This window comes from Acidovorax sp. (genome assembly GCF_027492855.1).
Taxonomy (GTDB): Bacteria; Pseudomonadota; Gammaproteobacteria; order Burkholderiales; family Burkholderiaceae_C; genus Acidovorax.
This window is the reverse complement of record NZ_JAPUDY010000082.1, coordinates 1-26,169: the sequence shown is the minus strand read 5'-3', so window position 1 is coordinate 26,169 and position 26,169 is coordinate 1. Positions and strand designations below refer to the sequence as shown.

26 protein-coding genes and 2 riboswitches are annotated in these 26,169 nt (G+C 65.4%); of the genes, 8 read left to right on the top strand and 18 right to left on the bottom strand.

Going from position 1 to position 26,169, the window contains the following annotated elements:
* Window positions 1–150: 150 nt before the first annotated feature.
* The 4 genes from Q0105_RS16125 (at window position 151) to Q0105_RS16110 (ending at window position 4,095) form a co-directional block, all read left to right on the top strand.
* Window positions 151–1,224 (top strand): branched-chain amino acid ABC transporter substrate-binding protein, encoded by a 1,074-nt coding sequence (locus Q0105_RS16125; protein WP_298213176.1) that lies wholly within the window; start codon window positions 151–153, stop codon window positions 1,222–1,224.
* Window positions 1,225–1,346: 122 nt separating this feature from the next.
* Window positions 1,347–1,598 carry a hypothetical protein gene (locus Q0105_RS16120; RefSeq protein ID WP_298213148.1) on the top strand — a complete coding sequence of 84 codons (252 nt, stop codon included), beginning with the start codon at window positions 1,347–1,349 and terminating at the stop codon, window positions 1,596–1,598.
* 57 nt (window positions 1,599–1,655) lie between these two features.
* Window positions 1,656–3,056 (top strand): tRNA adenosine(34) deaminase TadA, encoded by a 1,401-nt coding sequence (gene tadA / locus Q0105_RS16115; protein ID WP_298213147.1) that lies wholly within the window; start codon window positions 1,656–1,658, stop codon window positions 3,054–3,056.
* 55 nt (window positions 3,057–3,111) lie between these two features.
* Window positions 3,112–4,095 carry an LD-carboxypeptidase gene (locus tag Q0105_RS16110; protein WP_298213146.1) on the top strand — a complete coding sequence of 328 codons (984 nt, stop codon included), beginning with the start codon at window positions 3,112–3,114 and terminating at the stop codon, window positions 4,093–4,095.
* A gap of 31 nt (window positions 4,096–4,126) precedes the next feature.
* Here Q0105_RS16110 and Q0105_RS16105 read toward each other — a convergent pair whose 3' ends face one another.
* Window positions 4,127–4,489 carry a hypothetical protein gene (locus Q0105_RS16105; RefSeq protein ID WP_298213145.1) on the bottom strand — a complete coding sequence of 121 codons (363 nt, stop codon included), beginning with the start codon at window positions 4,487–4,489 and terminating at the stop codon, window positions 4,127–4,129.
* A gap of 265 nt (window positions 4,490–4,754) precedes the next feature.
* Here Q0105_RS16105 and Q0105_RS16100 point away from each other — a divergent pair, with 265 nt between their 5' ends.
* Window positions 4,755–5,684 (top strand): adenylate/guanylate cyclase domain-containing protein, encoded by a 930-nt coding sequence (locus Q0105_RS16100; protein WP_298213144.1) that lies wholly within the window; start codon window positions 4,755–4,757, stop codon window positions 5,682–5,684.
* An 87-nt stretch (window positions 5,685–5,771) separates the two neighbouring features.
* On the opposite strand, the gene Q0105_RS16095 is transcribed toward Q0105_RS16100, so the two are convergent.
* The gene (locus Q0105_RS16095; RefSeq protein ID WP_298213175.1) at window positions 5,772–6,356 is read right to left on the bottom strand and encodes a hypothetical protein; all 585 of its coding nucleotides are present in this window, start codon (window positions 6,354–6,356) and stop codon (window positions 5,772–5,774) included.
* 188 nt (window positions 6,357–6,544) lie between these two features.
* Here Q0105_RS16095 and Q0105_RS16090 point away from each other — a divergent pair, with 188 nt between their 5' ends.
* Window positions 6,545–7,285 (top strand): hypothetical protein, encoded by a 741-nt coding sequence (locus Q0105_RS16090; RefSeq protein WP_298213143.1) that lies wholly within the window; start codon window positions 6,545–6,547, stop codon window positions 7,283–7,285.
* 39 nt (window positions 7,286–7,324) lie between these two features.
* On the opposite strand, the gene Q0105_RS16085 is transcribed toward Q0105_RS16090, so the two are convergent.
* The 5 genes from Q0105_RS16085 to Q0105_RS16065 all read right to left on the bottom strand — a co-directional run bounded on the left by Q0105_RS16085 (window position 7,325) and on the right by Q0105_RS16065 (window position 12,942).
* A complete protein-coding gene (locus Q0105_RS16085; RefSeq protein ID WP_298213142.1) occupies window positions 7,325–8,599 on the bottom strand; it encodes an acyl-CoA dehydrogenase family protein in 1,275 nt (424 codons plus the stop codon).
* 37 nt (window positions 8,600–8,636) lie between these two features.
* Window positions 8,637–9,722, bottom strand: a complete 1,086-nt coding sequence (locus Q0105_RS16080) for a phosphotransferase (protein WP_298213141.1) — start codon at window positions 9,720–9,722, stop codon at window positions 8,637–8,639.
* Between the two features lie 24 nt (window positions 9,723–9,746).
* Window positions 9,747–10,466 carry a Crp/Fnr family transcriptional regulator gene (locus Q0105_RS16075; RefSeq protein ID WP_298213140.1) on the bottom strand — a complete coding sequence of 240 codons (720 nt, stop codon included), beginning with the start codon at window positions 10,464–10,466 and terminating at the stop codon, window positions 9,747–9,749.
* A 151-nt stretch (window positions 10,467–10,617) separates the two neighbouring features.
* On the bottom strand, window positions 10,618–11,397 hold the full coding sequence (locus tag Q0105_RS16070) for an oxepin-CoA hydrolase, alternative type (RefSeq protein WP_298213139.1): 780 nt from the start codon (window positions 11,395–11,397) through the stop codon (window positions 10,618–10,620).
* Between the two features lie 21 nt (window positions 11,398–11,418).
* Window positions 11,419–12,942: a 3-hydroxyacyl-CoA dehydrogenase gene (locus Q0105_RS16065; RefSeq protein ID WP_298213138.1), complete on the bottom strand. Its 1,524-nt coding sequence runs from the start codon at window positions 12,940–12,942 to the stop codon at window positions 11,419–11,421.
* A gap of 135 nt (window positions 12,943–13,077) precedes the next feature.
* Between Q0105_RS16065 and Q0105_RS16060 the strand changes: the two genes are divergently transcribed.
* A complete protein-coding gene (locus Q0105_RS16060; protein ID WP_298213137.1) occupies window positions 13,078–15,210 on the top strand; it encodes a hypothetical protein in 2,133 nt (710 codons plus the stop codon).
* A gap of 63 nt (window positions 15,211–15,273) precedes the next feature.
* Here Q0105_RS16060 and thiE read toward each other — a convergent pair whose 3' ends face one another.
* From thiE to thiO, 4 genes are all read right to left on the bottom strand, one after another.
* Window positions 15,274–16,185 (bottom strand): thiamine phosphate synthase, encoded by a 912-nt coding sequence (gene thiE / locus Q0105_RS16055; protein WP_298213136.1) that lies wholly within the window; start codon window positions 16,183–16,185, stop codon window positions 15,274–15,276.
* Window positions 16,178–16,987, bottom strand: a complete 810-nt coding sequence (locus Q0105_RS16050) for a thiazole synthase (protein WP_298213135.1) — start codon at window positions 16,985–16,987, stop codon at window positions 16,178–16,180. Before Q0105_RS16050 ends, thiE begins: the two co-directional genes overlap by 8 nt.
* A 228-nt stretch (window positions 16,988–17,215) precedes the next feature.
* The gene (thiS, locus tag Q0105_RS16045) at window positions 17,216–17,413 is read right to left on the bottom strand and encodes a sulfur carrier protein ThiS (RefSeq protein ID WP_298213134.1); all 198 of its coding nucleotides are present in this window, start codon (window positions 17,411–17,413) and stop codon (window positions 17,216–17,218) included.
* Window positions 17,410–18,525 carry a glycine oxidase ThiO gene (gene thiO / locus Q0105_RS16040; protein WP_298213133.1) on the bottom strand — a complete coding sequence of 372 codons (1,116 nt, stop codon included), beginning with the start codon at window positions 18,523–18,525 and terminating at the stop codon, window positions 17,410–17,412. Before thiO ends, thiS begins: the two co-directional genes overlap by 4 nt.
* 53 nt (window positions 18,526–18,578) lie before the next feature.
* Window positions 18,579–18,729, bottom strand: a riboswitch (TPP riboswitch).
* Between the two features lie 68 nt (window positions 18,730–18,797).
* Here thiO and thiD point away from each other — a divergent pair.
* Window positions 18,798–19,658, top strand: coding sequence for a bifunctional hydroxymethylpyrimidine kinase/phosphomethylpyrimidine kinase (gene thiD / locus Q0105_RS16035; RefSeq protein WP_298213132.1), 861 nt, complete (start codon window positions 18,798–18,800; stop codon window positions 19,656–19,658).
* A gap of 83 nt (window positions 19,659–19,741) precedes the next feature.
* Here thiD and Q0105_RS16030 read toward each other — a convergent pair whose 3' ends face one another.
* The 7 genes from Q0105_RS16030 to cysD all read right to left on the bottom strand — a co-directional run.
* Window positions 19,742–21,022, bottom strand: a complete 1,281-nt coding sequence (locus Q0105_RS16030; RefSeq protein ID WP_298213131.1) for a cytosine permease — start codon at window positions 21,020–21,022, stop codon at window positions 19,742–19,744.
* 74 nt (window positions 21,023–21,096) lie between these two features.
* Window positions 21,097–21,201, bottom strand: a riboswitch (TPP riboswitch).
* 37 nt (window positions 21,202–21,238) lie between these two features.
* Entirely contained in the window at window positions 21,239–22,120 is an 882-nt protein-coding gene (locus Q0105_RS16025) for a helix-turn-helix domain-containing protein (protein WP_298213130.1), read from the bottom strand.
* Window positions 22,121–22,142: 22 nt separating this feature from the next.
* Window positions 22,143–22,505, bottom strand: a complete 363-nt coding sequence (locus tag Q0105_RS16020; protein WP_298213129.1) for a nuclear transport factor 2 family protein — start codon at window positions 22,503–22,505, stop codon at window positions 22,143–22,145.
* 97 nt (window positions 22,506–22,602) lie between these two features.
* Window positions 22,603–23,652, bottom strand: coding sequence for an NAD(P)/FAD-dependent oxidoreductase (locus Q0105_RS16015; protein ID WP_298213128.1), 1,050 nt, complete (start codon window positions 23,650–23,652; stop codon window positions 22,603–22,605).
* A gap of 115 nt (window positions 23,653–23,767) precedes the next feature.
* On the bottom strand, window positions 23,768–24,097 hold the full coding sequence (gene fdxA / locus Q0105_RS16010; RefSeq protein WP_087745494.1) for a ferredoxin FdxA: 330 nt from the start codon (window positions 24,095–24,097) through the stop codon (window positions 23,768–23,770).
* Between the two features lie 117 nt (window positions 24,098–24,214).
* A complete protein-coding gene (locus Q0105_RS16005; RefSeq protein ID WP_298213127.1) occupies window positions 24,215–25,588 on the bottom strand; it encodes a GTP-binding protein in 1,374 nt (457 codons plus the stop codon).
* On the bottom strand, window positions 25,588–26,169 hold a 582-nt coding region (cysD, locus tag Q0105_RS16000), incomplete at its 5' end, for a sulfate adenylyltransferase subunit CysD (protein ID WP_298213126.1). The genes Q0105_RS16005 and cysD, both read right to left, overlap by 1 nt.

The following is a 26,169-nucleotide window of genomic DNA, read 5'->3' as shown; positions in this document are numbered from 1 at the left end:
CCTTGCTGCTCATTCAATGGGTGCGCTGCAGGGCCGCGTTTACTGACTTTGGAGTTCTTCACCGTGCTGCGCCTTCTTCCTTCTTCGCCCCTTTTCTCGCTCTCTTCGCTGGCCGCCTTGGTCGCTTGCGCGCTGGCCCCGGCCAGTGCCATGGCCCAGGACGTGCAGACCGTCAAGATCGCCCATGCCGGTCCTTTGTCGGGCGGCATTGCCCACATCGGCAAGGACACCGAAAACGGCGTGCGCCTGGCCATTGACGACCTCAACGCCCAGAACCTCGTGATCGGCGGCAAGAAGATCCAATTCGTGATCGCGGCCGAAGACGACGCGGGCGACCCGCGCCAGGCCACTGCCGTGGCGCAAAAGCTGTGCGACCAGAAGGTGGCGGGTGTGGTGGGCCACCTGCAGTCGGGCACGTCCATCCCGGCTTCGTCGGTGTATGACAGGTGTGGCCTGCCACACATCACGGCATCGGCCTCCAACCCCGACCTGACCAAGCCTGGCTACAAGACATCCTTCCGCCTCATTGCCAACGACAACGCGCTGGGCGCGGCGCTGGCGCTGTTTGGTGCCGACCACCTCAAGCTCAAGAGTGTGGCCATCATCGACGACCGCACGGCCTACGGCCAGGGCGTAGCGTCTGTCTTCAAGGCCACCGCACTGCAAAAGGGCTTGAAGGTGGTGGGCGAGGAGTTCACCAACGACAAGGCCACCGATTTCATGGCCATCCTCACGTCCATCAAGAACAAGAAGCCCGACGCGATCTTCTACGGCGGCCTGGACGCGCAAGCTGGCCCCATGCTGCGCCAGATGGAGCAACTGGGCCTGGGCAACGTGAAGTTCTTTGGTGGCGACGCACTGTGCACCGAAAAGCTGCCCGAGCTGTCGGGCAAGACCCCGGCGCTCAAGAACGTGACCTGTGCCACGGGCGGCGCATCGGTGGACAAGATGCAGGGCGGCGTGGAGTGGAAAAAGCGCTACGACGCCAAGTTCCCCGGCCAGTTCCAGATCTACAGCCCCTACGCTTATGACGCCGCCATGGTGCTGGCCGACGCCATGAAGCGCGCCAACTCGGTAGACCCCAAGGTGTTCACCGCCTTCCTCGCCAAGACCGAGTACAAGGGCGTGACGGCCAACATCGCCTTCACGGCCAAGGGCGAGCTGACCACACCCGCTGTGACGCTCTATACCTTCAAGGACGGCAGCCGCGTGGCGCTCAATTAAAGCCGACGGCCTCCGTGCTGTACCTGACGGCCGCCGCGAGCGGCCGTTTTTGTGTCCGGGGTTTGGCTTTACAGTCAGGTCCGTGGCAAGCGGGCAGCCTGTGCCCGGCAAGGAGCAAGGGTATGCGCGCACTGTTTGGATTGGTCGGGTTGGTGGTGGTGCTGGCCATCGTGGGTCTGTTGGCCAAGAAGCAGCTGTCTGCCACGCGCGCGCCGGTGCCCGCGCTGCCCACGGCCACCGGCGCCGCAGCGCCTGCATCGGCCGCCTCGGGCACGGTGCGCGAGCAGAGCCAACAGGTGCAGCAACAGGTCAAGCAGCAGATGGAAGCCCTGATGCAGCAGGCCCGGCCCATGCCCGAGGAACCTAAAAATTGAATAAAAATCGCCTCTAGCGCTTGATTTATAAGCGCAAGCAGCTATCAATTTAATAGTATGAATATGGATGCCGATGTGCACTGGATGCGCCTGGCCCTGGCCGAGGCGCAAGCCGCCGCACAGGCGGGCGAGGTGCCGGTGGGCGCCATTGTGGTCAAGGACGGCCAGGTGATTGCCACAGGCCGCAATGCCCCGGTGGAAGGCCATGACCCCACGGCCCATGCCGAGATCGTGGCCCTGCGCGCCGCAGCGCAGCGCCTCTCCAACTACCGGCTCGACGGCTGCAGCCTGTACGTCACGCTGGAGCCCTGCGCCATGTGCAGCGGGGCCATGCTGCATGCGCGCCTGGCGCGGGTGGTGTATGGCGCGGCAGAGCCCAAAACCGGCGCGGCAGGCTCGGTGCTCAACCTGTTCGGCCATGCCGAGATCAACCACCAGACAACGGTGTTGGGCGGGGTGCTGGCCGATGAGTGCGGCAGCCTGCTCAGTGGCTTCTTCCGCCAGCGCCGCTACCAGCAACGCACCGATGCACTGGCCCGCCACCCACTGCGTGACGATGCGCTGCGCACACCCGAGGCCGCGTTTGCCGATCTGCCCGGCTACCCCTGGGCACCCCGCTACGTGAGCGACCTGCCCAGCCTGGCGGGGCTGCGCATGCATTACCTCGACGAAGGCCCGCAGGATGCGCCGCGCACCTGGCTGTGCCTGCACGGCAACCCGGCCTGGAGCTATTTGTACCGCCACATGCTGCCCGTTTTTGTGGCGGCGGGCGACCGTGTGGTGGCGCCCGACTTGATCGGCTTTGGCAAAAGCGACAAGCCCAAGAAAGAGGGCGTGCACCAATTCGAATGGCACCGCCAGGTGCTGCTGGAGCTGATTGAGCGGCTCGATTTGCGCCGCGTGGTGCTGGTGGTGCAGGACTGGGGTGGCATCCTGGGCCTGACGCTGGCCATGGACTGCCCGGAGCGTTTTACGGGCCTGCTGGTGATGAACACCGTGCTGGCCACTGGCGATGCGCCGCTGCCGCCGGGTTTTGTGCAATGGCGCGCGATGTGCCGGGACAAGCCGTTGTACGGGGTAGGGCGGCTGCTTGCGCGCGGCAATCCGCAGCTATCGCCCGCCGAGTGCGCGGCCTATGATGCGCCGTTCCCCGACCGGGGTTACCGCGCGGCGCTGCGGGCTTTCCCCGAGCGCGTGCCCGCCACCACCGATGATCAAGGCGCGGCTTTGTCGCGCGCAGCCCGCGACTTCTGGCGGCAACAGTGGCAAGGCCAGAGCCTGATGGTGGTGGGCGCGCAAGACCCGGTGCTGGGCCTGCCCACCATGCAGGCGCTGCGGCAAGACATACGCGGCTGCCCCGAGCCCATCGTGCTGCCGCAGGCCGGGCACTTTGTGCAGGAGCACGGCGCGGCGATCGCCGCGCGGGCTGTGGAATACTTCTCGTCCTCTGGCGACTGACGGGCTGCCGGATTTCTCATTTTGACGGAGCAGGCCCCCTCGGGGCCTGAGCGCTTTGCACGATCACCATCACGACCATTCCCAGTGCGACCACGACCACGGTCCCAAGCACATTTACATTTATTCGCCCTCCAGCGCCGTGCGCGACAAGGCGGCCTTCAAGCGCGGCATCGCCCGCCTGAAGGCCCTGGGCCATGAGGTGGAAGTGGACGCCGACGCCCTGGCCACTCACACCCGCTTTGCAGGCGACGACGCCACGCGCCTGGCCGCCATCCACCGCGCAGCCGCCAGCGGTGCCGATGTGGCTCTGATCTCGCGCGGCGGCTACGGCCTGTCGCGCATCCTGCCGGGCATCCGCTACAAGGCGGTGGCCAAGGCGATTGAAAAAGGGACACACTTTATCGGTGTGAGCGACTTCACCGCCTTCCAGCTCGCCCTGCTGGCCAAGACAGGTGCTACGTCATGGGCCGGCCCCTCGGTGGGCGCCGACTTTGGCGTGGCGGGCGAGCCCGACGACATCATGGAAGCCTGCTTCGACGACCTGCTGACCGGCCACGGCGAAGGCACGGGCTGGCGCATGAACAACGAAAAGCCCAACGCCACCAACGGCAAGCCTGCCGTGCCCAACGTGTATGTGAAAAGCGCCACGCTGTGGGGCGGCAATCTGTCGGTGCTGGCCTCGCTAGTGGGCTCGCCGTATTTCCCGGCGGTAAAGGGTGGTGTGCTGTTTCTGGAAGACGTGCACGAGCACCCCTATCGCGTTGAGCGCATGCTCACCCAGCTGCTGCATGCGGGTGTGCTGGCCCAGCAAAAGGCTGTGGTGCTGGGGCAGTTCACCAACTTCAAGCTGGCGCCGCACGACAAGGGCTACAAGCTGCAGTCGGTGGTGGACTGGCTGCGCACCCAGATCAAGGCGCCGGTGCTGACCAACCTGCCGTTCGGCCATGTCGAGACCAAGGTGCTCTTGCCGGTGGGCGCAACGGTGTCGTTGTCGGTGGAGGCGCGGGATGCACTGATTTACTGGGGGCACCAGCACTGAGACGCTTGGCGCTGCGCTGCGGGCGGGCCGCTCAGAAGCGCCGTGCGTGGGGCGGCGGGGGCGCCAGCGGCATGCGCAGGGACAGGGGCAACTGCCCCTGGAACATCGGAGTGACCGCCTCCAGCACGTTCTGGGCTGAGACCTCGCCGCGCAAGGGCACCAGGGTGTTGAACAGGTCAGTGCGCAGGTACCACAGGGCCTCGATGTCACCCGCATAGCGCAAGCGCATGCCCATGCGCGCCACTTCGCAGCCCGACAGGCCAATCAGGCTTTGCAGCATGGCCCGGCGGACGGTCTCCAGGCCCTGGTCGCACACCCAGGCCGTCGAGGACGGCTTATCGCGGCCCAGGAGGTCGTGCAGGTTGTTGCGAAGATTGGGTTTGTTCCAGCGCATGGCGGGCGGCAAAACACCTTTTTGTAGCAGAGCCAGTCAAAATAAGCGCGCGCAAGGAACGGTGCAAGGGCAGTGCTCCTGTTTTTGCATAAAGACAACACGCTGGATGGGTTTTTTCGCGAATTTTTACGCGCTTACCCTGTTTCTCTCAGGGGTGTCTGCCAGGCACCCGCCTTGGCGAAAGACACCTGCGCATTGGATTAATGCGAGTTCATTCGGCTTGCACTAAACTGCGCCGCATGATGTTATTAAGAAACTATCGTTCATGAGCTTGTTGTCAACGGTGGTCTTCGCGGACATCTCGGGCAGCACGTCGTTGTATGAAACGCTGGGCAACGAGCGGGCCACGGAAGTCGTGACCCAGGTCACCCAGTGGATAGGCGACACCATCGAGTCCCATGGCGGGCGGGTGGTCAAGAAGCTGGGCGACGGAGCCCTGTGCGTCTTCGGCGATGCGGCCAGCGCCGTGGCGGCCACCACCGCCATGCAGCGCTTGCACCAAGCGCGGCTGAGCCGCTGGCCACAACCGCTGCGCATGGAAATCCGCGTGGGCGTATCTACGGGCGAAGTGGTGGATGTGGACGGCGACTGTTATGGCGATGCGGTCAACGTGGCTTCCCGCCTGTGCGAAAGGGCCGGCCCGGCCGAAATTTGGGCCACCGAAGCCACCGTGCTGCAGGCGGGGGATGCGTCCGATGCCCGGTACCGCAAGTTGGGCCTGATGGAAATCCGGGGCAAGGCAGATTCACTGATGCTCTACCAGGTGGAGTGGCGCGAAAACCAGGAACCGGACTCTCTCACCATGCAGGCTGCCCTGGTCAGCAACTATGCGCCGATGGATTCGATCCTGGGGCAGATCCAGTTCTCATGGCATGGCGTGAACCTGTCGTTCTCATCGTCGGACGCACCGGTCCACGTGGGGCGGGCCACGGATGTGCAACTGTGCGTCAACGACCCCCGCGTGTCGCGCCTGCATGCGCGCATCGACTGGCGCAACAGCGGCTTTGTGCTTACCGACCTGAGCAGCTTTGGCACCTGGGTGCGGTTTGATGGAAGCGACGCACCCGTGCGGTTGCGCCGGGACGCTTGCATCCTGCACGGCTCCGGGAAGATTGCCCTTGGGGTGTCATTCTCCGAACCCAGCGCTCCGGTCATGAATTTTCAGGTGGTGGGGACCAGCGTTCACCTGGGCTGAACCTCGCGCTGGACACCGGTCTTCAAGCTGTAGTCAGCCCGTGCTTGAACTATGCGAATGATTTGAGAAAAATTGGCACCTGGCGCTTTATGGATAAGCGCTAGCAGCTATAAAAATAGTAGCAAACGATTCTGTATCTGGCAGCACGTACACCACCCCGGCCGACTGGCCGAACAAGGGTGCGATGAACTGGTCGTAGAACGCTTCGGGTGCGTTCACACAACCGTAGCTGATGCGCTTGTCGCGCGTGCCCTGGCTGGCCAGGCGCTGGTGTCGGCGTTCTGCGGCGTGCACGCTGCGAACCCGGTGCAGTGACACGGCGGATTCGTAGTCGATCCACACGATGTCTTCGCCCCGCAGGTTGCGGCCGGGTTCGGTCACGAAGCGGCCTGCGGGGGTGGTGCGTTCCTGCGGGCGGATTTGCGATAGCGGCCGGATACCGATGCCGGGCGCTGAGCGGTCGCCCAGCGCCGCGCCCAGCAGCACCGGTGCGCTGCCCAGCCACTGCGCGCTGGCAGAAAACACATGGATGCGCGCGGCGGGCTTGTCGATGACGGCAAAAGGCAGGCCCTGGTGGTCACGGGTTTCGCGGGCCCAACGCACCAGGCGCTGGGCCGAGGGGGTGGCATCTGCCCACTGGGCGGCATGGGCTGGTGCCGCTGCCGCAGCCATCAGCGCGCAGGCCACTGCGGCAGCCTGCGCCAGCCAGCGGCGGCGCGGCAGGGTAGATGGGGGGTGAGCGGTGCGGTGGGAGGAACTGACGGTCATCAAGGATTGATCCAACGGTTTGCTGCGGCGGCCAATGCCCTCAATAATGCCTTCATCCCTGACTTACGCGAAGCGCACTGCTTTGAATCACCATGTTTGACCGCCTCCGCAAAGCATTCAGTCCGTCGGGCAGCCCAACGGCGGCCCGGCCGGTGTCCAACCAGGAGGTGGTCCGGTGGGCCGCCACCCAGCGTCTGGCCATCGTGCCCCAGGCGGTGGAGGGGCATTTCGACCTGGGCGGCGACCTGAACGGCCATCCCTGGCGGCTGGAGTGCGGAACCCCCACGCGGGACTATGTGCGCGGCCTGGAGCTGCGGGGCCGCGCGGATGTGGCGGCCGACCCCGATGCGGCGGTGATGGTGCTCAACCGGTCGCTGCAGGAGGCGCTGGAGGGCAATGCTTACAGCGCCATCACCGACACCATGCAGACCACAGTGAGCGACAGCCTGCCCGAGGAAATGCGCTGGCTCGCGATGTATGAAGAGGTGACCTGGCCCGGCCTGCCAACGTCGTTTCGGCAGCATTTTGCGGTGGTGGCGGAGCGGATCGAGCCAGCGCAGCGCTGGGTTCTCGCGCCGGTGGTATCTCAGTTGCTCAACATCGTGGAAGGTGAGGGCGGGGCGCTGCGGGCGCAGTCACCCCTGCTGTTGATGCTGGTGCGTGGCAAGGTCTATCTGCGCATGGAGCATACGCAGCGCAGCCTGCCCGAAATCGCCCAGGCCACGCAATTGTTATTGGCAGCGGCCCAGGGGGCGCTGCTGAACCTGCAGCCACCCCAACTGTCCGCGCCGATGGACGAGGCAGACCCGCCGCAACCGCCACAACAGGCCTAGCCCATGCGACGGGCGGCAAGCCGCCAGCAGCCCTTGTGATCAGCCGCCGCGCGTCACCGGCACTGCGGCATCGCGGCCGTAGGCGCCGTATTTGCCCAGTTCCCACTTGGCGATGGCGTTGCGGTGCACTTCGTCCGGGCCGTCGGCAAAACGCAGCGTGCGTGCGCCAGCGTAGGCATAGGCCAGCGGGAAGTCGTCGCACATGCCGCCGCCGCCATGCACCTGCATGGCCCAGTCGATCACCTGGCAGGCCATGCTGGGGGCCACCACCTTGATCATGGCGATCTCGGTCTTGGCGACCTTGTTGCCAGCCACGTCCATCAGCCAGGCGGCCTTGAGCGTGAGCAGGCGGGCCATGTCGATCTTGCAGCGCGCTTCGGCAATGCGCTCCTGCGTCACTGTCTGCTGGGCCACACTCTTGCCGAAGGCAATGCGCGAGCTGGCGCGCTTGCACATCAGCTCCAGCGCACGCTCGGCCAGGCCGATGAGGCGCATGCAGTGGTGGATGCGGCCGGGGCCAAGGCGCCCTTGTGCGATCTCGAAACCACGGCCTTCGCCCAGCAGGATGTTGGAGACGGGCACGCGCACGTTCTCGAACGTCATCTCCACGTGGCCGTGGGGTGCGTCGTCATAGCCCAGCACGTTGAGCGGGCGGACGATGGTGATGCCCTTGGTGTCGGCGGGCACCAGCACCATGCTTTGTTGCGAGTGCCTGGGGGCCTCGGGGTCTGTCTTGCCCATGGTCACGAACACGGCGCAGCGCGGATCGGCCGCGCCAGAGATCCACCACTTGCGGCCATTGATCACGTACTCGTCGCCCTGGCGTTCGATGCGCGTTTCGATGTTGGTGGCGTCGCTGGATGCCACGTCGGGTTCGGTCATGGCAAAGGCCGAGCGGATCTTGCCTTCGAGCAGCGGCTTGAGCCAGCGGGCCTTGTTGGCTTCGTCGCCGTAGCGGGCGATGGTTTCCATGTTGCCGGTGTCGGGTGCGGAGCAGTTGAACACCTCGCTGGCCCATGGCACGCGGCCCATGATTTCGGCCAGGGGGGCATATTCCTGGTTGGTCAGGCCCGCGCCGTCGTAGCCCGATGCGGCTGCGCTGTCCACCGGCAGAAACAGGTTCCACAGGCCTGCAGCCTGGGCCTTGGGCTTGAGGTCTTCGATGGTCTTGAGCGCGCTCCAGCGCTTGCCCGCTGCCGTGTTGGCCGCCAGTTCGGCGGTGTAGCTGGCTTCGTTCGGGTAGATGTGGTCGTCCATGAACTGGAGCAGCTTGGCCTGCAGTTGCTTGGTTTTGGGCGAGTAGTCAAAGTCCATGGGTTCTTCTCCTTTGGTAATCGATGGGCCGTTTGCTTCAGCCGCGCTGCGCAAACGACCAGGCCAGTTCGGCCATGGGCCGCGCGGTGTCGCCCGAGGCCTTGGCCTGCGCGCTGGAGGCAGTGCCCGCTTCGACGCGCTTGGCAATGCCCTGCAGGATGGCCGCGATGCGGAACATGTTGTAGGCGAGGTAAAAATTCCAGTCGGCGGCGAGCGCTTCGGGCGTGGCGATGCCGGTGCGCTCGCAGTACAGGCGGATGTAGCTGTCTTCGCTGGGGATGCCAAGCGCGGCCAGGTCCTGGCCCGCAATGCCTCGGCCCATGGCGGCGGGGATGTGCCAGCTCATGCAGTGGTAGCTGAAGTCGGCCAGGGGGTGGCCCAAGGTGGACAGCTCCCAGTCAAGCACGGCGATCACGCGGGGCTCGGTGGGGTGGAACATGAGGTTGTCGAGCCGGTAGTCGCCATGCACGATGGACACTTGGCTCTCGTCGCGCGCACTGGCGGGCATGTGCGCGGGCAGCCATTCCATGAGCTTGTCCATCTCGGGGATGGGCTGCGTGATGGAGGCCACGTACTGCTTGCTCCAGCGGCCGATCTGGCGGTCGAAGTAGTTGCCGGGCTTGCCGTAGCTGGCCAGGCCCCGGTCGGCGAACTTCACGGTGTGCAGCGCGGCGATCACGCGGTTCATCTCGTCATAGATGGCGCCGCGCTCGGCGGGCGCCATGCCGGGCAGGGACTGATCCCACAACACGCGGCCCTCCATACACTCCATCACGTAGAAGGCGCGGCCGATCACCGATTCGTCCTCGCACAGCACGAACATGCGCGGCACGGGTACGTCGGTTCCATACAGGCCGCTCATCACCGCGAACTCGCGCTCGATGGCGTGGGCCGAGGGCAGTAGCTTGGCCACGGGGCCGGGCTTGGAGCGCATCACGTAGCTCATGCTGGGCGTGATGAGCTTGTAGGTAGGGTTGGACTGCCCGCCCTTGAACATCTCCACCGTGAGGGGGCCGGCAAAGCCCTCCATGTTCTGCGTGAGCCAGGTGCTCAGCGTGGCGATGTCGAATGCATGCTGGTCAGAAACGGGGCGGGTGCCGACGAAATGGTCAAAGTTGCTCATGGCGGAATGGAGTAGGGCTGCGTGTCAGTTGTCGGCTTCAGCAATGCGCATGAGCGCGTCGCGATCGCGCACCACCAGGCCGCCCGGCTCGATGCGGATGGCCTCTTCGCGCTCCATGGTCTTGAGCTCTTGGTTCACCCGCTGGCGCGATGCACCCAGCAACTGGGCCAGCTCCTCTTGCGCCAGTTGCAGGCCAATGCGTGTCTCGCTGCCATCCGACAGGCTGGGAATGCCGTAGCTGCGCATCAGGTGCACGAGTTGCTTGGCCAGCCGTGCGCGCAGGGGCAGGGTGTTGAGGTCTTCCACCAGGCCGTAGAGCTGGCGAATGCGCCGCGCATGCAGGCGCAGCATGGCTTCGTAGAACTCCACGTGCGAGTCGAGGATCTTCTTGAAGTCGGCCTTGGCCACGCACAGGATGGTGGTGTCGCCATGTGCATAGGCATCGTGCGTGCGCCGGTCCCCGTCGAAGATCGCCACGTCGCCGAACCAGATGCCCGGCTCCACGTAGGTCAGCGTGATCTGCTTGCCCGAGATGGAGGTGGAACTCACCCGCACTGCGCCCTTGGCGCAGGCAATCCACTCCTCGGGCGGGTCGCCGCGTGCGCAGATGAGACTGCCGTCCTTGAAACGTTTGACGTATGCACATCGAAGGATGTCGTGCCGTAGTGAGGGTGAGAGAGAAGAAAACCAGCGACCGGAATTGATCGCTTCACGTTCTTCAATAGTAAGAATCGGGTCGTCCATGGTCTGTCTTTTGTGTGACTGGAAACGGGTCCATTGTCGCGTCAGGGACCGGCGTGCCAGGTCAGGGTTGTCACCTGAGTGTCTGACGGCAAAAAGCCCCTGGCGGCCACGCGGGCTGCCAGGGGCTTTTTGCCGCGAATGCGGAAGTGGTTTATTCGTAGCGCGGTGTGCGCTTTTCAAGGAAGGCCGATATGCCTGCGCCGCCGTTGGCGTGGTGCAGGTTTTTCACGAAGTGATCGCGTTCCTGGTTCAGGTGGTGTGTGAGGTGGGCGTGGGGCGCATCGTTCAGCAGTTCCTTGATGCTGGCCAGTGCGTTGGGTGCGCGCGCATTGAGCTGTTCGGCCAGCGCCAGGGCTGCATCGAGCGCGCTGCCCGGGTCGGCAATACGGTTGACCACGCCCAGCGCGTGCAGGCGCTCGGCGCCGATGCGGTCGCCGCACATCAGGATTTCAGTGGCGATCTGGCGGGGCAGGGCTTGCGAGAGGCTCCAGCTCGCGCCGCCATCCGGGGACAGCGCCACGTTGCTGTAGGCCATCACGAACACCGCATTGCGGGCCGCCACGATGAAGTCGCAGGCCAGCGCCAGCGAAAAGCCCGCGCCCGCCGCTGCGCCTTCCACGGCCGCAATCACCGGCTTGGGGTAGGTGCGGATGGTTTCGATCCAGTTGTGCAGGCCTTCGATGCTTTGTGCCTGCACCTCACGCGGCTGCTGCCGGTTGGCCAGCAGCCGCTGCAGGTTGCCGCCCGCGCAGAACATGCCATCGGCGCCCGTGATGACCACGCTGCGGATGTCGGGGCTTCGCTCGGCCACGCCCAGCGCCTCCACGCCCGCTGCGTACATCACCGGGTCGATGGCGTTGCGCAACTCGGGGTTGCGAAGGGTCAGGATCAGGGTCTGACCCTGGCTGGTGCTTTGGAGTTCTGCGGGCATGTGTGGCCTTGGTGCGGGCGTTCAGTTTTCTTCTACATGCGTCAGGCTCAGGCCAATGGCGCCGCGCCTGCGCAACCACGGGCTGGGGCGGTAGCGGGTGTCGCCGTACACGGTCTGCATGTTGAACAGCACTTCGAGGATGTTGGTGGGGCCCCAGCGGTCGCCCATGGCCAGCGGGCCCAGCGGATAGCCCAGGCCCAGGGTCACGGCGGTTTCCAGGTCCTTGGGCGAGCAGATGCCTTGCTGGCAGATGTCGGCTGCGATGTTGACGATGGTGGCTACCACGCGTTGTGTGACAAAGCCACCGCTGTCGCGGATCACGCTCACGGCCTTGCCGTCGCGTGCAAACAACGCATGCGCTGCATTGCGGATGTCTACGCGTGTCGCGGGGTTGGTGGCCAGCACGCGGCGCTTGGTGGCGACATCGTCGATCAGCATGTCGATGCCGATGGTGCGGGCCGGGTCCAGGCGCTCGACCACGGCCACCGTGGTCACGTCAAAGCCCAGCGGGGCCACCAGCGTGATGGCGTGGGGCGAGGGCGATTGCCCCGTCTCGATGGTGGCGCCCAGGTCCTTGAGCAACTGGTACAGCTCGGCGCGCCGTGCCGCGCGGGGCGACACCCAAACGGGGGGGATTTCGTTAACCACGGGCACAGGCGGTTCGGCGGGCACCTGTGCCACGCCGTCCACATAGCGGTAAAAGCCCTCGCCCACCTTTTTGCCCACCATGCCGCCGGCCAGGCGTTGCGCCGTGATCACACTGGGGCGAAAGCGCGGCTCGTCGTAGAACTGGCGGTAGATGGACTCCATGACGGGGTGCGATACATCGAGCGCCGTGAGGTCCATCAACTCGAAGGGCCCGAGCTTGAAGCCCACCTGGTCGCGCAGGATGCGGTCGATGGTGGCGAAATCGGCCACGCCTTCGCCCACGATACGCAGGGCCTCGGTGCCAAAGCCACGCCCCGCATGGTTGACGATGAAGCCGGGTGTGTCTTGGGCCTGCACGGGGGTGTGGCCCATTTCCTTGGCGTAGGCTGCCAGCCTGGCGCCAACGGCGGGGTCGGTCTTGAGGCCTGCAATCACCTCGACCACCTTCATGAGCGGCACGGGGTTGAAGAAGTGGAAGCCCGCCAGGCGCTCGGGGTGCTGCAGGCTTGCGCCGATGGCGGTGACGGACAGGGACGAGGTGTTGGTGGCCAGCACGGCATCCGGGCGCACCACGGCTTCCAGCTCGGCGAACAGCGCTTTTTTCACATCCAGCCGCTCGACGATGGCTTCGATCACCAGGTCGCAAGCGGCCAGGTCGGCCACGGCTTGCACGGGATGCAGCCGCGCCGCCAGGATATTTTCTTGATCTGAATCAATTCGACCTTTGGCAGCCAGCTTGGCCCATTGCTCCTGGAGTGCTACCTTGGCCGCATCGGCGGCGCCGGGGTTGGCATCCAGCAGAAAAACCTGGCTGCCAGCCTGGGCAGCGATTTGAGCAATGCCCCGGCCCATGGCGCCGGTGCCCACGATGGCAACGTTGTGAAACTGAATTTTCATAGCGCCATTATGGCTCTGGCCTTGTCTATAACTTATGTGCAAGAATGCCTCGGACAAGAAACAGAACTCATTGTGAAAATTCGTAACGCTATTTTTGGACCAGGGCTGTGGGTGTTGACAGCGGGAGCCTGGGCGTTGTCTTTGGGAAGCGGCAGCGGCAAGGTGGTGCTGGGCGCTCCCGTGGACTTGGCGTTTGAACTGCAGCCAGACCCTGGGTCTGATGTGGCTTCGTCCTGCGTTACCGCCAAGCTGGTCGCTGGTGACAATCAGATCGGCGACAGCAAGGTGCGCGTCATTCCGTTGCCCGAGGTGCGGGGGCGCCCTTCAGGGGTCCGCGTGATGGCTTCGATCGCGCTGGATGAGCCCGTGCTCACGGTCACGCTCTCTGCGGGATGCACGGGCCAGACCACGCGCACCTACACGTTTCTCTCTGATCTTCCCACCAACACGCCACGTTCTTTGTCCGCGCAACCGGTCGATCTGTCGCGCCTGCCGTCGGCCGTAGGGGCTGCAGGGGCTGCTGCGGTGGCGCCGACCCGGCCCCAGTCGAAAGAGGCAGACAGCCGCTTCGCGCCACAGGCAGTGCCGTCCGGCCAAGCCAGCAATCCGCCGCCAGTGCCGCGCGCGCCGGTGGCGGCGCGGCCAGCGGCTCCCGCGCCTGCGCGCCCCCCGGCGCGCGTCCAAGCGCCCGCCAAAGCGCCGGTGAAGGCCGAGGCCTCCCGCGCGGCCCGTTCGCGCCTGGTGGTGGAGCCCCTCGATATCTGGCTGGACAGCCCGGTTCCGTTGCGTGCAACGCCAGAGTTGTCGGCCACGCCGTCAGAAGAAATGTCGGAGCAACGTGCGCAAGCCATTGCGCTGTGGAAATCCTTGAACGCGCAGCCAGAAGAGCTGCGCAAGGACGGCGAGCGCCTGAAGGCCCTGGAGGCCGAGGCTGCAGCCGCGCGCGCGCAGGCTGAAAAAGACCGTGCGGCGGCGGCTCAGCTGCAGCAGCAACTGGTGGTGGTCGAGCAAGAGCGTTTCCCAGCCTCCGTCGTGTATGCACTGGGGGCTCTGGCGCTTTTGGCGTTGCTGCTGGTCGCGTGGCTTTGGGTTCGGCTGCGCAGCGCGTCCGAGCAGGCCCTGCGGGCATGGGACGAATCCGTAGCCTTGGGACGCCATCCAGCGCCGGGCCATGAGGAGGCCCTGGACCTGGAGCCGCATCCCGGAGACACCTGGGCGCCGCCCGACCTTCACCCCGCACCCGACGAAGCCCCGGCAGCGAAAGCCCCAGCCCCTGCGGTTGTTGCGGCGCCCGTGCCCGCGCCTGCGGCGGTTGCTCATACCGCGAGCCGCCCCGTGGTCAGCGCTGCCGCAATACCCGCGCCAAAAAAGCCCGCTGCCGTGGCTCCGTCACCGGCGCTGCACATTGCTAACCCGGAAGAGCTTTTCGACATCCAGCAGCAGGCCGATTTTTTTGTCTCGGTGGGAGAGCATCAGCAAGCCATCGAGGTCTTGAAGAGCTATATCGCCGAGCACAGCGAAACCTCGCCGCTGGCCTATCTGGAGCTTTTGCGGCTGTACCACGCGCTGGGCCGGGTCGAAGAATTTGCGCAGTTGCGCGAGCAGTTCATGCAGTCCTTCAACGCGCAGGTGCCTGATTTCTCGGGGTTCCACCGCACGGGGCGTGCGCTGTACCACTACACCGATGCGCTGGCCGACATCGAGGCCGAGTGGACCACGCCTGTGGTGCTGCCGGTGCTGGAGAAGTTGTTGTTCCGCCGCACGGGGGACGAGGCCGTGGAGCCGTTCGACCTGGCAGCCTACGACGATTTGCTGCTGCTGCTGGCCATTGCGCAGACAACGCCAGCAAGCGCGCGGGGCGAGCCGCCCCCCCGAAAGAGAACGACCCCTCTGGCGCCACCCCCTGCCGAAGCGCTGATGGCCGTGGCCCCGCCACCGCCCCCCGCGGCAACGCAGGACGAGCAGTATCTGGATTCGCTGGCTGCCAGCCTGGAGTTCGACTTTGACCTGGCGCCATCGCGCCCGGCACCCGCTGCGCCTGTCACCACGGCGCCCGCAGCGATCGGTGCAGACAGCGCCAGCAGCCCGCTGGACCTGGATCTGGACCTGTCACAGCCTCTGCACCTGACCCTCAGCGATTTGCCACCGGTTCCCGCGACCCCACCACCACCAGCGGGACAGCCCGTGGGTTTTGGCATGGAGAACGATCTGATGGAACTGCGCCTGGAGCTGGAGCAGATGAAGGACAAGCCGGACCGCAACAAATAAATCGATAGATAGGTAAAGAGGTAGATAGATAGCAGCGTGTAGCGGTCCGCTGCCAATAAAGAATCAGGGTGGCGCAGTCGCAGCCATGCACTGCATCAGTTGTGTGGCGGCGTCTTCGGGGTGGGGCGCGTTGACAAGGGCCCTCACCACGGCGATCGACCCCACGCCCGTGGCCAGCACCTCGGAAAACTGCTCGGCCCCAATGCCACCGATGGCCACCTGTGGGTAGTGGCACATCAGGCGCGCATACACCCCCAGCCTTCCAACGCCCTGTGGGGCCGTGGCCATCTTCTTGAGCGTGGTAGGAAACACGGCGCCCATGGCCACATAGCTGGGGCCCACGGCGTCTGCGCGCACCATTTCTGCGTAGCCATGGGTGCTGACACCCAGGCGCAGGCCCGAGCCGTGCAGCGTCTGCAGCTCCTGGGCGCTCAGTGCGTCCAGGTCTTCCTGGCCCAGGTGGATGCCGTAGGCGCCCGCCTCGATGGCGACTTGCCAGTGGTCGTTGATGAACAAAAGCGCGCCCGTGCCTTGCACCGCCTGCACGGCGGCTTTCACCTCCTGCCGGATCGCCTCAGCGTCGGTGGATTTGTAGCGCAGTTGCACCGTGGGCACCCCGGCGCGTGCCATGCGGCCCACCCAGTCGGCGTCGGGCAGCACCGCGTACAGGCCCAGGTGCTCGGGGCAGGGGGCAAATTGCCGCTTGCGTGGCAGGGGCTGCAGGCCAAAATCCTGTGGCTCGCTCGGCCACTCTTGCGCATCGAAGACACCCGCGCGCAGCGTGCGCGCCTGCCAGGCGCGGGCCAGGCATTCGGCGTCGTGTGCGATGAACCCCAGCGCGCTGCAGGCTTGCAGGGCAGCAAGATAGGCTGGCTCCGTGGAGGTGGACGCGGGCACGGGCTCTGGCGAGAAACCCGCGAAGCTGGCCGCGTGGTGGTTCAGGATGGCTTGCGCTAGGGTGGCGGTGTCATGCATGGGCGTGGTGCCAAAAAGGGGTGCCCAGCACAGGGGTGCTGGGTTGGGCGGAATCTTGCGCCGTCATAGCACCCGCCTGGCGCGCTGCCCGCCCGGCGTTCACTGCGTCGGCAAAGGCCCCAGCCATGGCCACCGGGTCTTGTGCCAGGGCAACGGCGGTGTTGAGTAGCACGCCGTCAAAGCCCCATTCCATCACCTGGCAGGCATGCGATGGCAGGCCCAGGCCCGCATCCACCAGCAGCGGCACATTCAGGCGCTCGCGCAGCGTTTGCAGCGCATAGGGGTTGACGGGGCCGCGCCCTGTGCCGATGGGCGCCGCCCAGGGCATCACGGCCTGGCAGCCTACATCGACCAGGCGCTGGCACAACACCAGGTCTTCGGTGCAGTAGGGCAGTACCTGAAAACCCTCTTTGATGAGGTGTTCGGCCACACCCACCAGGTTCAGCGTGTCGGGCTGCAGGGTGTAGTCGTCGCCGATCAGCTCCAGCTTGATCCAGGGGGTGTTGAACACCTCGCGTGCCATCTGTGCGGTGGTGATGGCCTCTTGCGCGCTGTGGCAGCCCGCGGTGTTGGGTAGCACGGGCACGTTGAGCTTGCGCAGCAGCTCCCAGAAGCTGCTGCCGCTCTCGGCCGGGTTGCTGCCCTGGCGGCGCAGCGATGCGGTGACCATGGCTGGCCGGGCGCGGACCACGGCGGCCTCCAGCACGGCGGGCGAGGGGTAGCGGGAGGTGCCCAGCAGCAGTCGGCTGGCGAACTGCTGGCCGTACAGCACCAGGGGGTCTTGGGGCGTCGGTGTGGTCATGTGTTTACTATGTTTTTGATAGCTGCTTGCGCTTGATGAATAAGCGCTAGAGGCATATTTCCCTGATTGGATACTTATCTCGGATAGACCGGTTCGCCCTGAGCCTGTCCAAGGGCTGTTGGCAAGGGGCGCCCTGGCTTCGACAGGCTCAGCCCGAACGGATTTGGGAGAGGTGTCTGAGACATGTACATGGTCAGGCCTGTTGCTTTCAAATGGTCTGGAAGGAGGTCAGCCACCCGTCACGGGCGAGATGACTTCCACGCGGTCGCCGGGCTGCAGGGCCTGTGCGGCGTAGCGGGTGTTGGGCACGAAGGTGGTGTTGACCGCCACGGCAAAAGGCGGTCGGGCCTCGATGGCCGCCACGGCATCGGCCACGGTGGCGCCTTCGGGCAGTTCGTGCGGAATCTGGTTGATGGAAATGTTCATGCGAGGGCGGTGGCTGCGCTGGCGGGTTCCAGGTCTAGCGCAAGGTCAAAACGTTGCGAAAGCTCCGATTGTCCCGCGTTCAGCACTTGCAGGGTCACGTCGAGCATTGCGGGCGCAATCATGAAGCCGTGGCGGTACAGGCCGTTGATCTCCAGCACCCCCTTGCGTGTCTGGCGGATGGCGGGCAGGTTGTCGGGCAGTGTGGGGCGGCACTGCGTGGCCAGCTCCAGGATGCGGCCCTCGGCAAAGCCGGGGTGCACGGCATAGGCGGCACTGAGCAGCTCCAGCGTAGAGCGCACGCTGGCGGGCGAGAGGTCGTCCGACTCGATCTCGGTGGCGCCGATCACAAAAAGGTGGTCTTCCTTGGGTGCGATGTAGATGGGGTAGCGCGGGTGCACCAGCCGTGTGGGGCGCTGCAGTGTCACGTCGGGCGCATGGATGCGCACCACCTCGCCGCGCACTCCGCGCAGTGCGGGCCACTGAGGCTTGGCGCCCAGGCCTCGGCAGTCCAGCACCCAGTCGGGCTGGCCGGGGGTGCCAGGGGTAAAAGTGTCGGGCGATTGGGGGCTGTGCCAATGCGTGCGCACGCCAAGCCGCTCCATCTCCACCACCAGCGCTGCCAGCAACTGGCGGTTGTCGAGCTGACCTTCGCCGGGCAGGTACAGGCCCTGTGCGAAGCGGTGGGCCAGCGTGGGTTCGGCCTGCGCGAGGGCATCGCTGCCGAGCTTTTGCAGGGCGGGTAGTTCGGGCACGGTGCGCTGGTTGGCCTCCAGTTGGCGGGTCAGCCGCTGGGCTTCGGCGGCGTCCTGGCGGTGCCAGACAATCAGCGTGCCCGCCTGCTGGAAGAACACGGGCTCGGCCAGCGTGGCCAGCAACTGGGGCCAGCGGCTGAGGGCGTGGTGCCCCATGCGCACCACGCCGGGCTCGGTGATGGCGGATTCGGCCAGCGGGGCCAGCATGGCGGCGGCCACTGTGGCTGCAGATCCTTCGGCCGCAGGGCTGCCAGCGTCGTGAATGGTGACCCGGTGGCCTTGGCGGGCCAGTTCCACGGCAAGCAGCCGACCCATGAGGCCCGCGCCCAGAATGGCAAAAGAAGAGGGTTGAAGTGGCATAAGTCCGTCGGTGTGTCCGTGTGCTGGCAGGCAACAATGGACAAAACGGGGCTGTGCCGCTCTAGGAAACTCCCCACGCCAGCATGACCTGGATCGGGTAGCGGGGCCATTGGCAAGCAATCAGTGTGTTGCGCGGCCCCAGGGTATTTCTCAGTCCCATGCATGATTCGTGACCATGTTGGCGGGACACCCCTGTTTCGTCCGGAAAAATCAATTACAGCACAAGCCCGCGCCGCTCTTTTTGCGCTAGCGCATAGGCCATAATTTTTGCCATGACTTCTTTGACCTCGCCGCCCACCGCAACATCCACACGCCGCTATGCGCGTGTGCTCTCCATCGCGGGCTCCGACAGCGGAGGCGGCGCGGGCATCCAGGCCGACCTCAAGACCTTCAGCGCCCTGGGCTGCTACGGCATGACGGCCATCACCGCCATCACGGCGCAGAACACCTGTGGCGTCACGGGCATTCACGGCATTCCGCCCGAGATGCTCAAGGCCCAGATCGACGCCGTGGTGCAAGACATCGGCGTCGATGCCGTCAAGATCGGCATGCTGCATTCGCCCGAGGTGGTGCACGTGGTGGCCGACGCCATTCGCAGCTACCAGCTGCCGCATGTGGTGCTCGACCCGGTGATGGTGGCCACCAGCGGCGACCGCCTGATCGCCCAGGAAACGGTGGGCGTGTTGGTGAAGGAGCTGTTCCCGCTGGCCGAGGTGGTGACCCCCAACCTGGACGAGGCAGGATGGCTTTTGGGCCGCAGCATTGGCGGCGTGGATGCGCTGGAGCAGGCCGCGCAAGACCTGCTGCGCCTGGGCGCCCGCGCCGCGCTTCTCAAGGGCGGGCATCTGCCAGGCGATTGGGTGGTGGATGTGCTGGCGGTGCAGGGCAACCCGCTGGGTCACCGGCTGCAATCGCAGCGCATTGCCACCCACAACGGGCACGGCACGGGCTGCACCCTGTCGTCCGCCATTGCCGCACACCTGGCGCTGGGCCTGCCGCTGGCGCAGGCGGTGGAGCAAGCCCGCGCCTACATCCTCGGCGCCATTGCCGCAGGGGCGGATGTGACCACCGGAAAGGGGCACGGCCCCCTCAACCATGGCCATGCGCCCGTGGCGCAGCGGGTGTTTTTGTAGCCGAAAGTTTTGGTATTTTTGGCTGCTACCGCTTATTCATCAATCGCTAGCAGCTATAAAAAATATAGCAATTGATTCCCGCATCAGCTTGCGCGCGGCCGCGTGCCCCAGGCCAACGCAAAGCTGAACGCCAGCGCGGGCAGGGCCGAGCCTGCGCCCGGCAGCAGCTTGGGCGCCAGGTGGTACATGGCGATGCCCGCCAGCCAGATCGCCACAGGCACGGCATTCACCTTGCTCGCCTTGGCCAACAGCGCGGGCGCATCCGTGCCAAAGGCCAGGCGCCCCAGAATCACGCCGAACAGTGGCACGAACACCGAACTGAGCAGCAGCAAAAAGGGCTCCAGGCTGTGCATGGGCAGCACCAGGGCCAGCCCGGTGCACAGCGCGGCCACCAGCAGGCCCCAGGCGCGCACACCCCAGCGCGGCAGCAGGCTGTGGGCCGACACGGCGCCTGAGTAAGTGTCGCCGTAGGCGTTGTCCACCTCGTCGATCAGGATCAGCGACAACGCGATCAGCCCGCCCTGGGCCAGCAGCAGGGCCTGCACCAGGTCTTTGCTGGGCAAGGTCAGCGCCACCAGCACACCGAGCGTGTAGCACCACATATTGGCCAGCGCATAGCCCAGCCAGGTGCCGCGCAGGGCCGAGCTGCCGTTTTTGCCGTGGCGCGCGTAGTCGGCCACCAGGGGCAGCCACGAGATGGGCATGGCGATCACCAGGTCGAGTGCGGGCAACACGCCCATGCCGCCTTCGCCCTTGCGCGTCCACAGCGCTTCAAAACCTTGCGCCTGCGCCAGCGACAAAAACTGCCACGAGAGCCACAGCAGCGACAGCACCACCAGCGGCAGCGCCACGCGCGCGATCACCTTGCGCACCAGTTGCACCATCGATCCACTGATCAGCAACATCACCACGCCGCCCCACAGCAGCGTGGCCAGCACCGGCCAATGCGCACCGGCCATGCTGCCTGACTGCTGGCCGATGGCCACCGTGGCATCACGCATCACCACCAGCTCAAACGTGCCCCAGCCCACCAGTTGCACGATGTTCAGGATGATGGGCAAGCTGGCGAATGTGCGGCCATACACGGCGTGCATCAGGCCCGCGCTGGCCAGGCCGCTGTCACAGCCCAGCTTGGCCACCCAGCCCAGCAGGCCCGCGCCCACGATGGAGCCGCAGACGATGGCGATGAGCGCCTCTTTGGTGCCCAACGCGGGCATCAGGTAGGCGCCCACCTGCATGACCAACAGGCCCACGCCCAGGCTGAACCAGAGCGAGGCGTGGTCGTGCCACTGGAAGACGCGGCGGTCGGGCGAGATAGGGGCCAGCGCTTCGTTGGCGGCGGGCGCGGCGGTGGAAAGGGTCATGGAAGGCTCCGTAAGTTGGTACAGAGCAGGGGCCGCCCGCAGGGCTGGTGCCCGGCATCGAGGCCCAGGGCATGGCGTTGGCGGACTTGCTTCCCTGCGCGAGGATGATCTCAATCAGGTTCAAAGGGACTCTCTCAGTCGACTCCGGCGGGCCGGTTTCGACACCCCTAGCGGTGGCGCACCCGAAGGAGCGCGGTGCCCATTGTAGGGGGCGAGTCAGCGCCCGGCGAGGGTGATGGGGATGGCGTAGTGCATCACGGAGTCGTCGGCCGTCGGGTGGTACTGCGAGTCATAGATTTCCAGATCCGGCCCCTGGGTGTGCGATTGGTTGGCAGACAGCAGCCAGTTCGAATAGATGTAGTTCACCGTCGCATTGACATTCTGCGCAGGCCCCCGGTGGGTAAAACGCGCGTAGGTCGATGCGGGGATTTCCATGGCCACCATGCCCGGTGGCAGCGTGCCGAGGCTTTGCACCTCGATGCATGCCAGGTAGCGCAGCTCTTCGGTGTGTGGCCCTGCCGGTGCCACGACGCCGTAGCAGACGCCGGGCACGGTGTCGGGAATCTCTTCCAACCGGGGCAGAAAGTTGGCCCACAAGGGCGGCAGTTTCTCGCCCAGGTTGTTCTTTTCAGAATCGATGCCGTAGTAATGCGTAGGCAGCCCCACCAATTGCATGGCGGGCTGCTCCTTTATGTCGGGTACCAGGGAGATGTTGTGGCGCAGGTGCGCGAGGTAGCTTTCGTCCAGCCTGATCTTGCGCACGAACAGCGAGCGATTGCCCATCTTGCGGTACTGCGACGGCGTGAGCCGAAAACAATCCTTGAACGCGCGCGTGAAACTCTCTTGTGTCTCGTACCCCGCCGTCAGCGCGATGTCGAGCATGCTCAGCCGCGTGTTGGTCAACTGCTCCAGCGCGCGAGCGAATCGGCGCGAGCGGATGTAGGTTTTGAGGGTTTCGTTAGTGAGCGCCTTGAAGATCCGCTGGAAGTGCCACTGGCTCATGCCTGCCGCCCGTGCTACCTCGGACAGCTGAATATCGGATTCCAGGTGCGCTTCGATGAAATCGATGCCCTCCTGTATTTGCCGGAGATAAAGCACGGTTGTTTCAGTCCACTGGCGCTCAAGGGGTTTCAAAGAAACCAGTCATGGCAACGAGCCGGTTCTGGTCGTTGTACCGGCCATAGCTCACACCTTCCCCGATCACCTGCCCGCTGCCGTCCACCATGTTCCATTTGGCGATGCTCTGCTGGTGGTGGCTGGCGAAGTAGTGGGTCACAAAATGGCCGCCGGGCACCTGGCGGTGGAAGTCGTCCATGTAGGCGGTCAATTGTGCCCAGCCCTGAGCGGCGGTCAACGGGTCGTTGTAGGTGCAGGCAGGGTCGAGGGACTGGGCAAACAAGGCCTCCTTGTCTGCGGCCGATTCTGCCTTCCACGACGCGGTGTAGGTGTCCCAGATGGCTTGAAGGGAATGTTGTTGGCTCATGGTGTGCTCCTGATGGGTGAATGGAGACACCATCGTGCCGAGCGCCCATGCGCCCTTTTGACATTTTGTGCTTTTTTGTGGGCGCAACGCCCAACGGCTACGCCTGAGCGGAAGGCATGGGCGCCACGCCCAGCAACTGGTGCAGGCGCGGGCTGGTGGTGGTGTATTGGAGTGCCACCTTGTCGCCCTTGAGTGCCTCGGCCGCGCCAAACGCGGCCAGCGTGGCCTCGTGGAAGCCGCACAGGATGAGCTTGCGTTTGCCGGGGTAAGTGTTGATGTCGCCCACGGCGTAGATGCCGGGCACGCTGGTGCGGAAGGCTTCGGTGTCCACCACCAGTTGTTTGCGGTCCATGGCCAGGCCCCAATCAGCGATGGGGCCGAGGCGGGGCGAGATGCCGAGCACGGGGATGAGCAGGTCCAGCGGCAAGGCGCGGGTGTTGCCATCGGCATCCACCACCTGCAAGGCCATCAGCCGGTCGCCAGGGGCTTCAATGCCGGTGATCTGCGCGGTTTCGACATGGATGCGTTTTGCGTCGCGCAACTGCTGCAGGCGTTGCAGCAGCGCGTCGGGGGCCTGGAATACATCGCGGCGGTGCAGCAGGCTGACGCGGGCTGCCTGGCCTTGTTCTGCCAGTTCCACGGCGCGGGCCACGGCGGGCTCGTCGCCGCCATGCACGACGACATGGCGCCCGGTCAGGTCCACGTTGGCGGGGATGTTTTGGTAGTGGACCTGCGCGCCCACAAAACGCTCGATGCCCTCGATTTTGAGCGTGCGCGGCACAAAAGCGCCCACGCCTGCGGCGATGAACACGCTGCGGGCCAAAAGCTGCGCGCCTTGCGACGTTTCGACAAGCAGGCGTCCGTCGGGCTGTGCGGTGAGCGCCGCCACCAGCGCGTTCAGATGCCAATGGGTTTTGAAGGGCGCAATCTGCTGGAGCAGCAAATCCGCCAACTCGCGCCCGGTGCACACCGGGACGCCCGGAATGTCGTAGATGGGTTTGTCGCCATACAGCTCGACACACTGGCCGCCCGCGTGGGGCAGGGCATCAATCAGATGGGCGGTGATGCCCTGCAGCCCGAGCTGGAAGACCTGAAACAGGCCCACAGGGCCTGCGCCAATGACGACGGCGTCGGTTTCTTGGATCATTTTTGCGCCATCAGGTTTGCGGCGCCCATGGGCCAACACCGTTCGGGCTGAGCTTGTCGAAGCCCTGCGCAGCGCTTCGACAGGCTCAGCGTGAACGGTTGGTGGGGGTGGAAGATCACTTAACCAGGTCGTTGACTTTGCCGGGCTTGCCGTTCCACTCGTCGGCGTCGGGCAGGGCGGGCTTGCGCTTGGTGATGCTCTTCCAGCCGTCGGCAAAAGCCAGGTCGGCGTTGAGTTTGATGAAGGCGATCTGGTCTGCGGGCAGGTCTTCTTCGGCAAAGATGGCGTTGGCCGGGCACTCGGGGATGCAGACGGCGCAGTCGATGCATTCGTCAGGGTCGATGACGAGCATGTTCGGGCCTTCGCGGAAGCAGTCCACGGGGCACACGTCCACACAATCGGTGTACTTGCACTTGATGCAATTTTCAGAGACGACGTGGGTCATGGGAGGGATTGTTGTGTGGGTCGGTGAAAACCCTTGATTTTAGAAGCTTTCACCGACGATTGGTTACAGGGCCCCTCTCGCAAGAGGGGTGTCTGGGCCTGGCTGGGCTGATCTGGATCAGTTCACCAGCACCGCACCAGCGGTTTTGTGGCTGGCGGTGTCCACCAGAATCAGCGAGCCCAGCACGCGGGCCTGGCTGAAGGCCGCGGCCGGAATGGCCTCTTGCAGCACGAGCTGGACATGGCCGATGGCATTGGGGTCGAGCTGCGTGGCGGCTTCTTCGGCCAGGGTGTTGACGTCGAGCTTGTGCACCACGGCTTTCACCTTGGCCTTGACCCAGCGGTGGCCGTGCAGCGCCCAGTACACGCGGCCCGCGACCAGGGGTTCGTCGTCCATCCAGGCCACGGTGGTGGCGAGCTCGCGGCTTCCGGGCCAGGCGGGCGTGGCGGCGGGAGTGTCGCCAAAGTCGTCGTCGGCAGGGGCTGCAGCGGCCGTGGTGGGCGCTGCCAGAATCCAGTCGCCGCGCGATACGTCCACCTCGCGGTCGAGGATGATGCCCGCGCTGGTGCCTGCGGGCACGCCGGTGGGGCGGCGCGCATGGTCGAGCACCTGGGCCACGGTGGCGAGCTGGCCGCTGGGGAAAACCTGCACGGCGGTGCCGGGCGCTACGCTGCCTGCCGCCACGCGGCCCCAGAACACGCGGCGGCCCTGGGTGGTGTCGGACGAGGACGAGAATTTCTCAACCCATTGCACCGGAAAGGCCAGCGGCAGCGCGGTGTCGGCGGGTGTGTTGGGCAGGGCTTCGAGCACCTGCAGCAGCGTGGGGCCTTCGTAGCCGCACCAGCCGTGGTGGGCATCCACCACGTTCCAGCCCTTGAGGGCAGAGACCGGCACGGTGGCGCGCACGGTGATGCCGGCCGCCTGGGCGAAGGACTGCAGCGCGCCCTGGATGTGTTTCCAGGCCAGCACGGGGTCTTCCACCGCGTCGAGCTTGTTCACGGCAAACACCAGCGAATGCACGCGCAGCAAATGCGCCAGCAGGCTGTGGCGGCGGGTTTGCGGCAGCAGGGCCAGGTGCGGGTTCTTCCAGTCGAGCTTGGTGGCATCGACCAGCACCACGGCGGCGTCGGCGCTGCTGGCGGCGGTGACCATGTTGCGGGTGTACTGCTCGTGGCCGGGGGCGTCGCCGATGATGAACTTGCGCTCTTCGGTGGCGAAGTAGCGGTAGGCCACGTCGATGGTGATGCCTTGTTCGCGCTCGGCGCTGAGGCCGTCGGTCAGCAGGGCCAGGTCGGTCTCGCCACCACGCTGCACGCCCGCCAGATGGTCTTGCAGCACCGCGCGGCTGTCCACCAGCAGGCGGCCGATCAGCGTGCTCTTGCCATCGTCCACGCTGCCGCAGGTGATGAATTTGAGGGCGGATTTGTGGTCATTTATGCCTGTAGCGCTTGTTGGATAAGCGCTAGCAGCTATCGAATTAATAGTGGTCATCAGAAGTACCCATCTTTCTTGCGCTTTTCCATCGAGGCGTCTGAGGTCTTGTCGTCCATGCGCGTGGCGCCGCGCTCGCTCACGTCGGCGGCCAGGGTTTCGATCACGATGTCGGCGGCAGACGCGGCAGGGCTTTCCACCGGGCAGGTGCAGGTGATGTCGCCCACGGTGCGAAAGCGCACCTGGCGGGTTTCAACCTGCTCGCCATCGCGCGGCGGGGTGAGTTCGGTCACGGGCACAAGCAGGCCCTTGCGTTCCACCACCTGGCGCTGGTGGGTGTAGTACAGCGAGGGCAGGGCGATGTTCTCGCGGTCGATGTATTGCCACACATCGAGCTCCGTCCAGTTGCTGATCGGGAACACGCGGAAATGCTCGCCGGGCTGCAGGCGGGTGTTGAACAGCGTCCACAGTTCGGGGCGCTGGGCCTTGGGCTGCCACTGGCCGAAGCTGTCGCGGTGGCTGAAGATGCGCTCCTTGGCGCGGGCCTTTTCTTCATCGCGGCGGGCACCGCCGATCAGCGCGTCGAAGCGGAACTCTTCAATCGCTTCGAGCAGCGTGACCGACTGGTGCACGTTGCGCGA

Excerpts from the sequence above, each read along its gene's own strand:
- Q0105_RS16080 (WP_298213141.1), bottom strand. The coding sequence starts at position 9,722 with ATGAGCAACTTTGACCATTTCGTCGGCACCCGCCCCGTTTCTGACCAG.
- Q0105_RS16125 (WP_298213176.1), top strand. The coding sequence starts at position 151 with ATGGCCCAGGACGTGCAGACCGTCAAGATCGCCCATGCCGGTCCTTTG.
- tadA (WP_298213147.1), top strand. The coding sequence starts at position 1,656 with ATGAATATGGATGCCGATGTGCACTGGATGCGCCTGGCCCTGGCCGAG.
- Q0105_RS16065 (WP_298213138.1), bottom strand. The coding sequence starts at position 12,942 with ATGAAAATTCAGTTTCACAACGTTGCCATCGTGGGCACCGGCGCCATG.
- Q0105_RS16070 (WP_298213139.1), bottom strand. The coding sequence starts at position 11,397 with ATGCCCGCAGAACTCCAAAGCACCAGCCAGGGTCAGACCCTGATCCTG.
- Q0105_RS16050 (WP_298213135.1), bottom strand. The coding sequence starts at position 16,987 with ATGACCACACCGACGCCCCAAGACCCCCTGGTGCTGTACGGCCAGCAG.
- Q0105_RS16120 (WP_298213148.1), top strand. The coding sequence starts at position 1,347 with ATGCGCGCACTGTTTGGATTGGTCGGGTTGGTGGTGGTGCTGGCCATC.
- thiO (WP_298213133.1), bottom strand. The coding sequence starts at position 18,525 with ATGCCACTTCAACCCTCTTCTTTTGCCATTCTGGGCGCGGGCCTCATG.
- Q0105_RS16005 (WP_298213127.1), bottom strand. The coding sequence starts at position 25,588 with ATGACCACTATTAATTCGATAGCTGCTAGCGCTTATCCAACAAGCGCT.
- Q0105_RS16075 (WP_298213140.1), bottom strand. The coding sequence starts at position 10,466 with ATGGACGACCCGATTCTTACTATTGAAGAACGTGAAGCGATCAATTCC.
- Q0105_RS16015 (WP_298213128.1), bottom strand. The coding sequence starts at position 23,652 with ATGATCCAAGAAACCGACGCCGTCGTCATTGGCGCAGGCCCTGTGGGC.
- Q0105_RS16085 (WP_298213142.1), bottom strand. The coding sequence starts at position 8,599 with ATGGACTTTGACTACTCGCCCAAAACCAAGCAACTGCAGGCCAAGCTG.
- thiE (WP_298213136.1), bottom strand. The coding sequence starts at position 16,185 with ATGCATGACACCGCCACCCTAGCGCAAGCCATCCTGAACCACCACGCG.
- Q0105_RS16100 (WP_298213144.1), top strand. The coding sequence starts at position 4,755 with ATGAGCTTGTTGTCAACGGTGGTCTTCGCGGACATCTCGGGCAGCACG.
- thiD (WP_298213132.1), top strand. The coding sequence starts at position 18,798 with ATGACTTCTTTGACCTCGCCGCCCACCGCAACATCCACACGCCGCTAT.
- Q0105_RS16090 (WP_298213143.1), top strand. The coding sequence starts at position 6,545 with ATGTTTGACCGCCTCCGCAAAGCATTCAGTCCGTCGGGCAGCCCAACG.
- Q0105_RS16030 (WP_298213131.1), bottom strand. The coding sequence starts at position 21,022 with ATGACCCTTTCCACCGCCGCGCCCGCCGCCAACGAAGCGCTGGCCCCT.
- Q0105_RS16105 (WP_298213145.1), bottom strand. The coding sequence starts at position 4,489 with ATGCGCTGGAACAAACCCAATCTTCGCAACAACCTGCACGACCTCCTG.
- Q0105_RS16020 (WP_298213129.1), bottom strand. The coding sequence starts at position 22,505 with ATGAGCCAACAACATTCCCTTCAAGCCATCTGGGACACCTACACCGCG.
- fdxA (WP_087745494.1), bottom strand. The coding sequence starts at position 24,097 with ATGACCCACGTCGTCTCTGAAAATTGCATCAAGTGCAAGTACACCGAT.
- Q0105_RS16095 (WP_298213175.1), bottom strand. The coding sequence starts at position 6,356 with ATGGCTGCGGCAGCGGCACCAGCCCATGCCGCCCAGTGGGCAGATGCC.
- thiS (WP_298213134.1), bottom strand. The coding sequence starts at position 17,413 with ATGAACATTTCCATCAACCAGATTCCGCACGAACTGCCCGAAGGCGCC.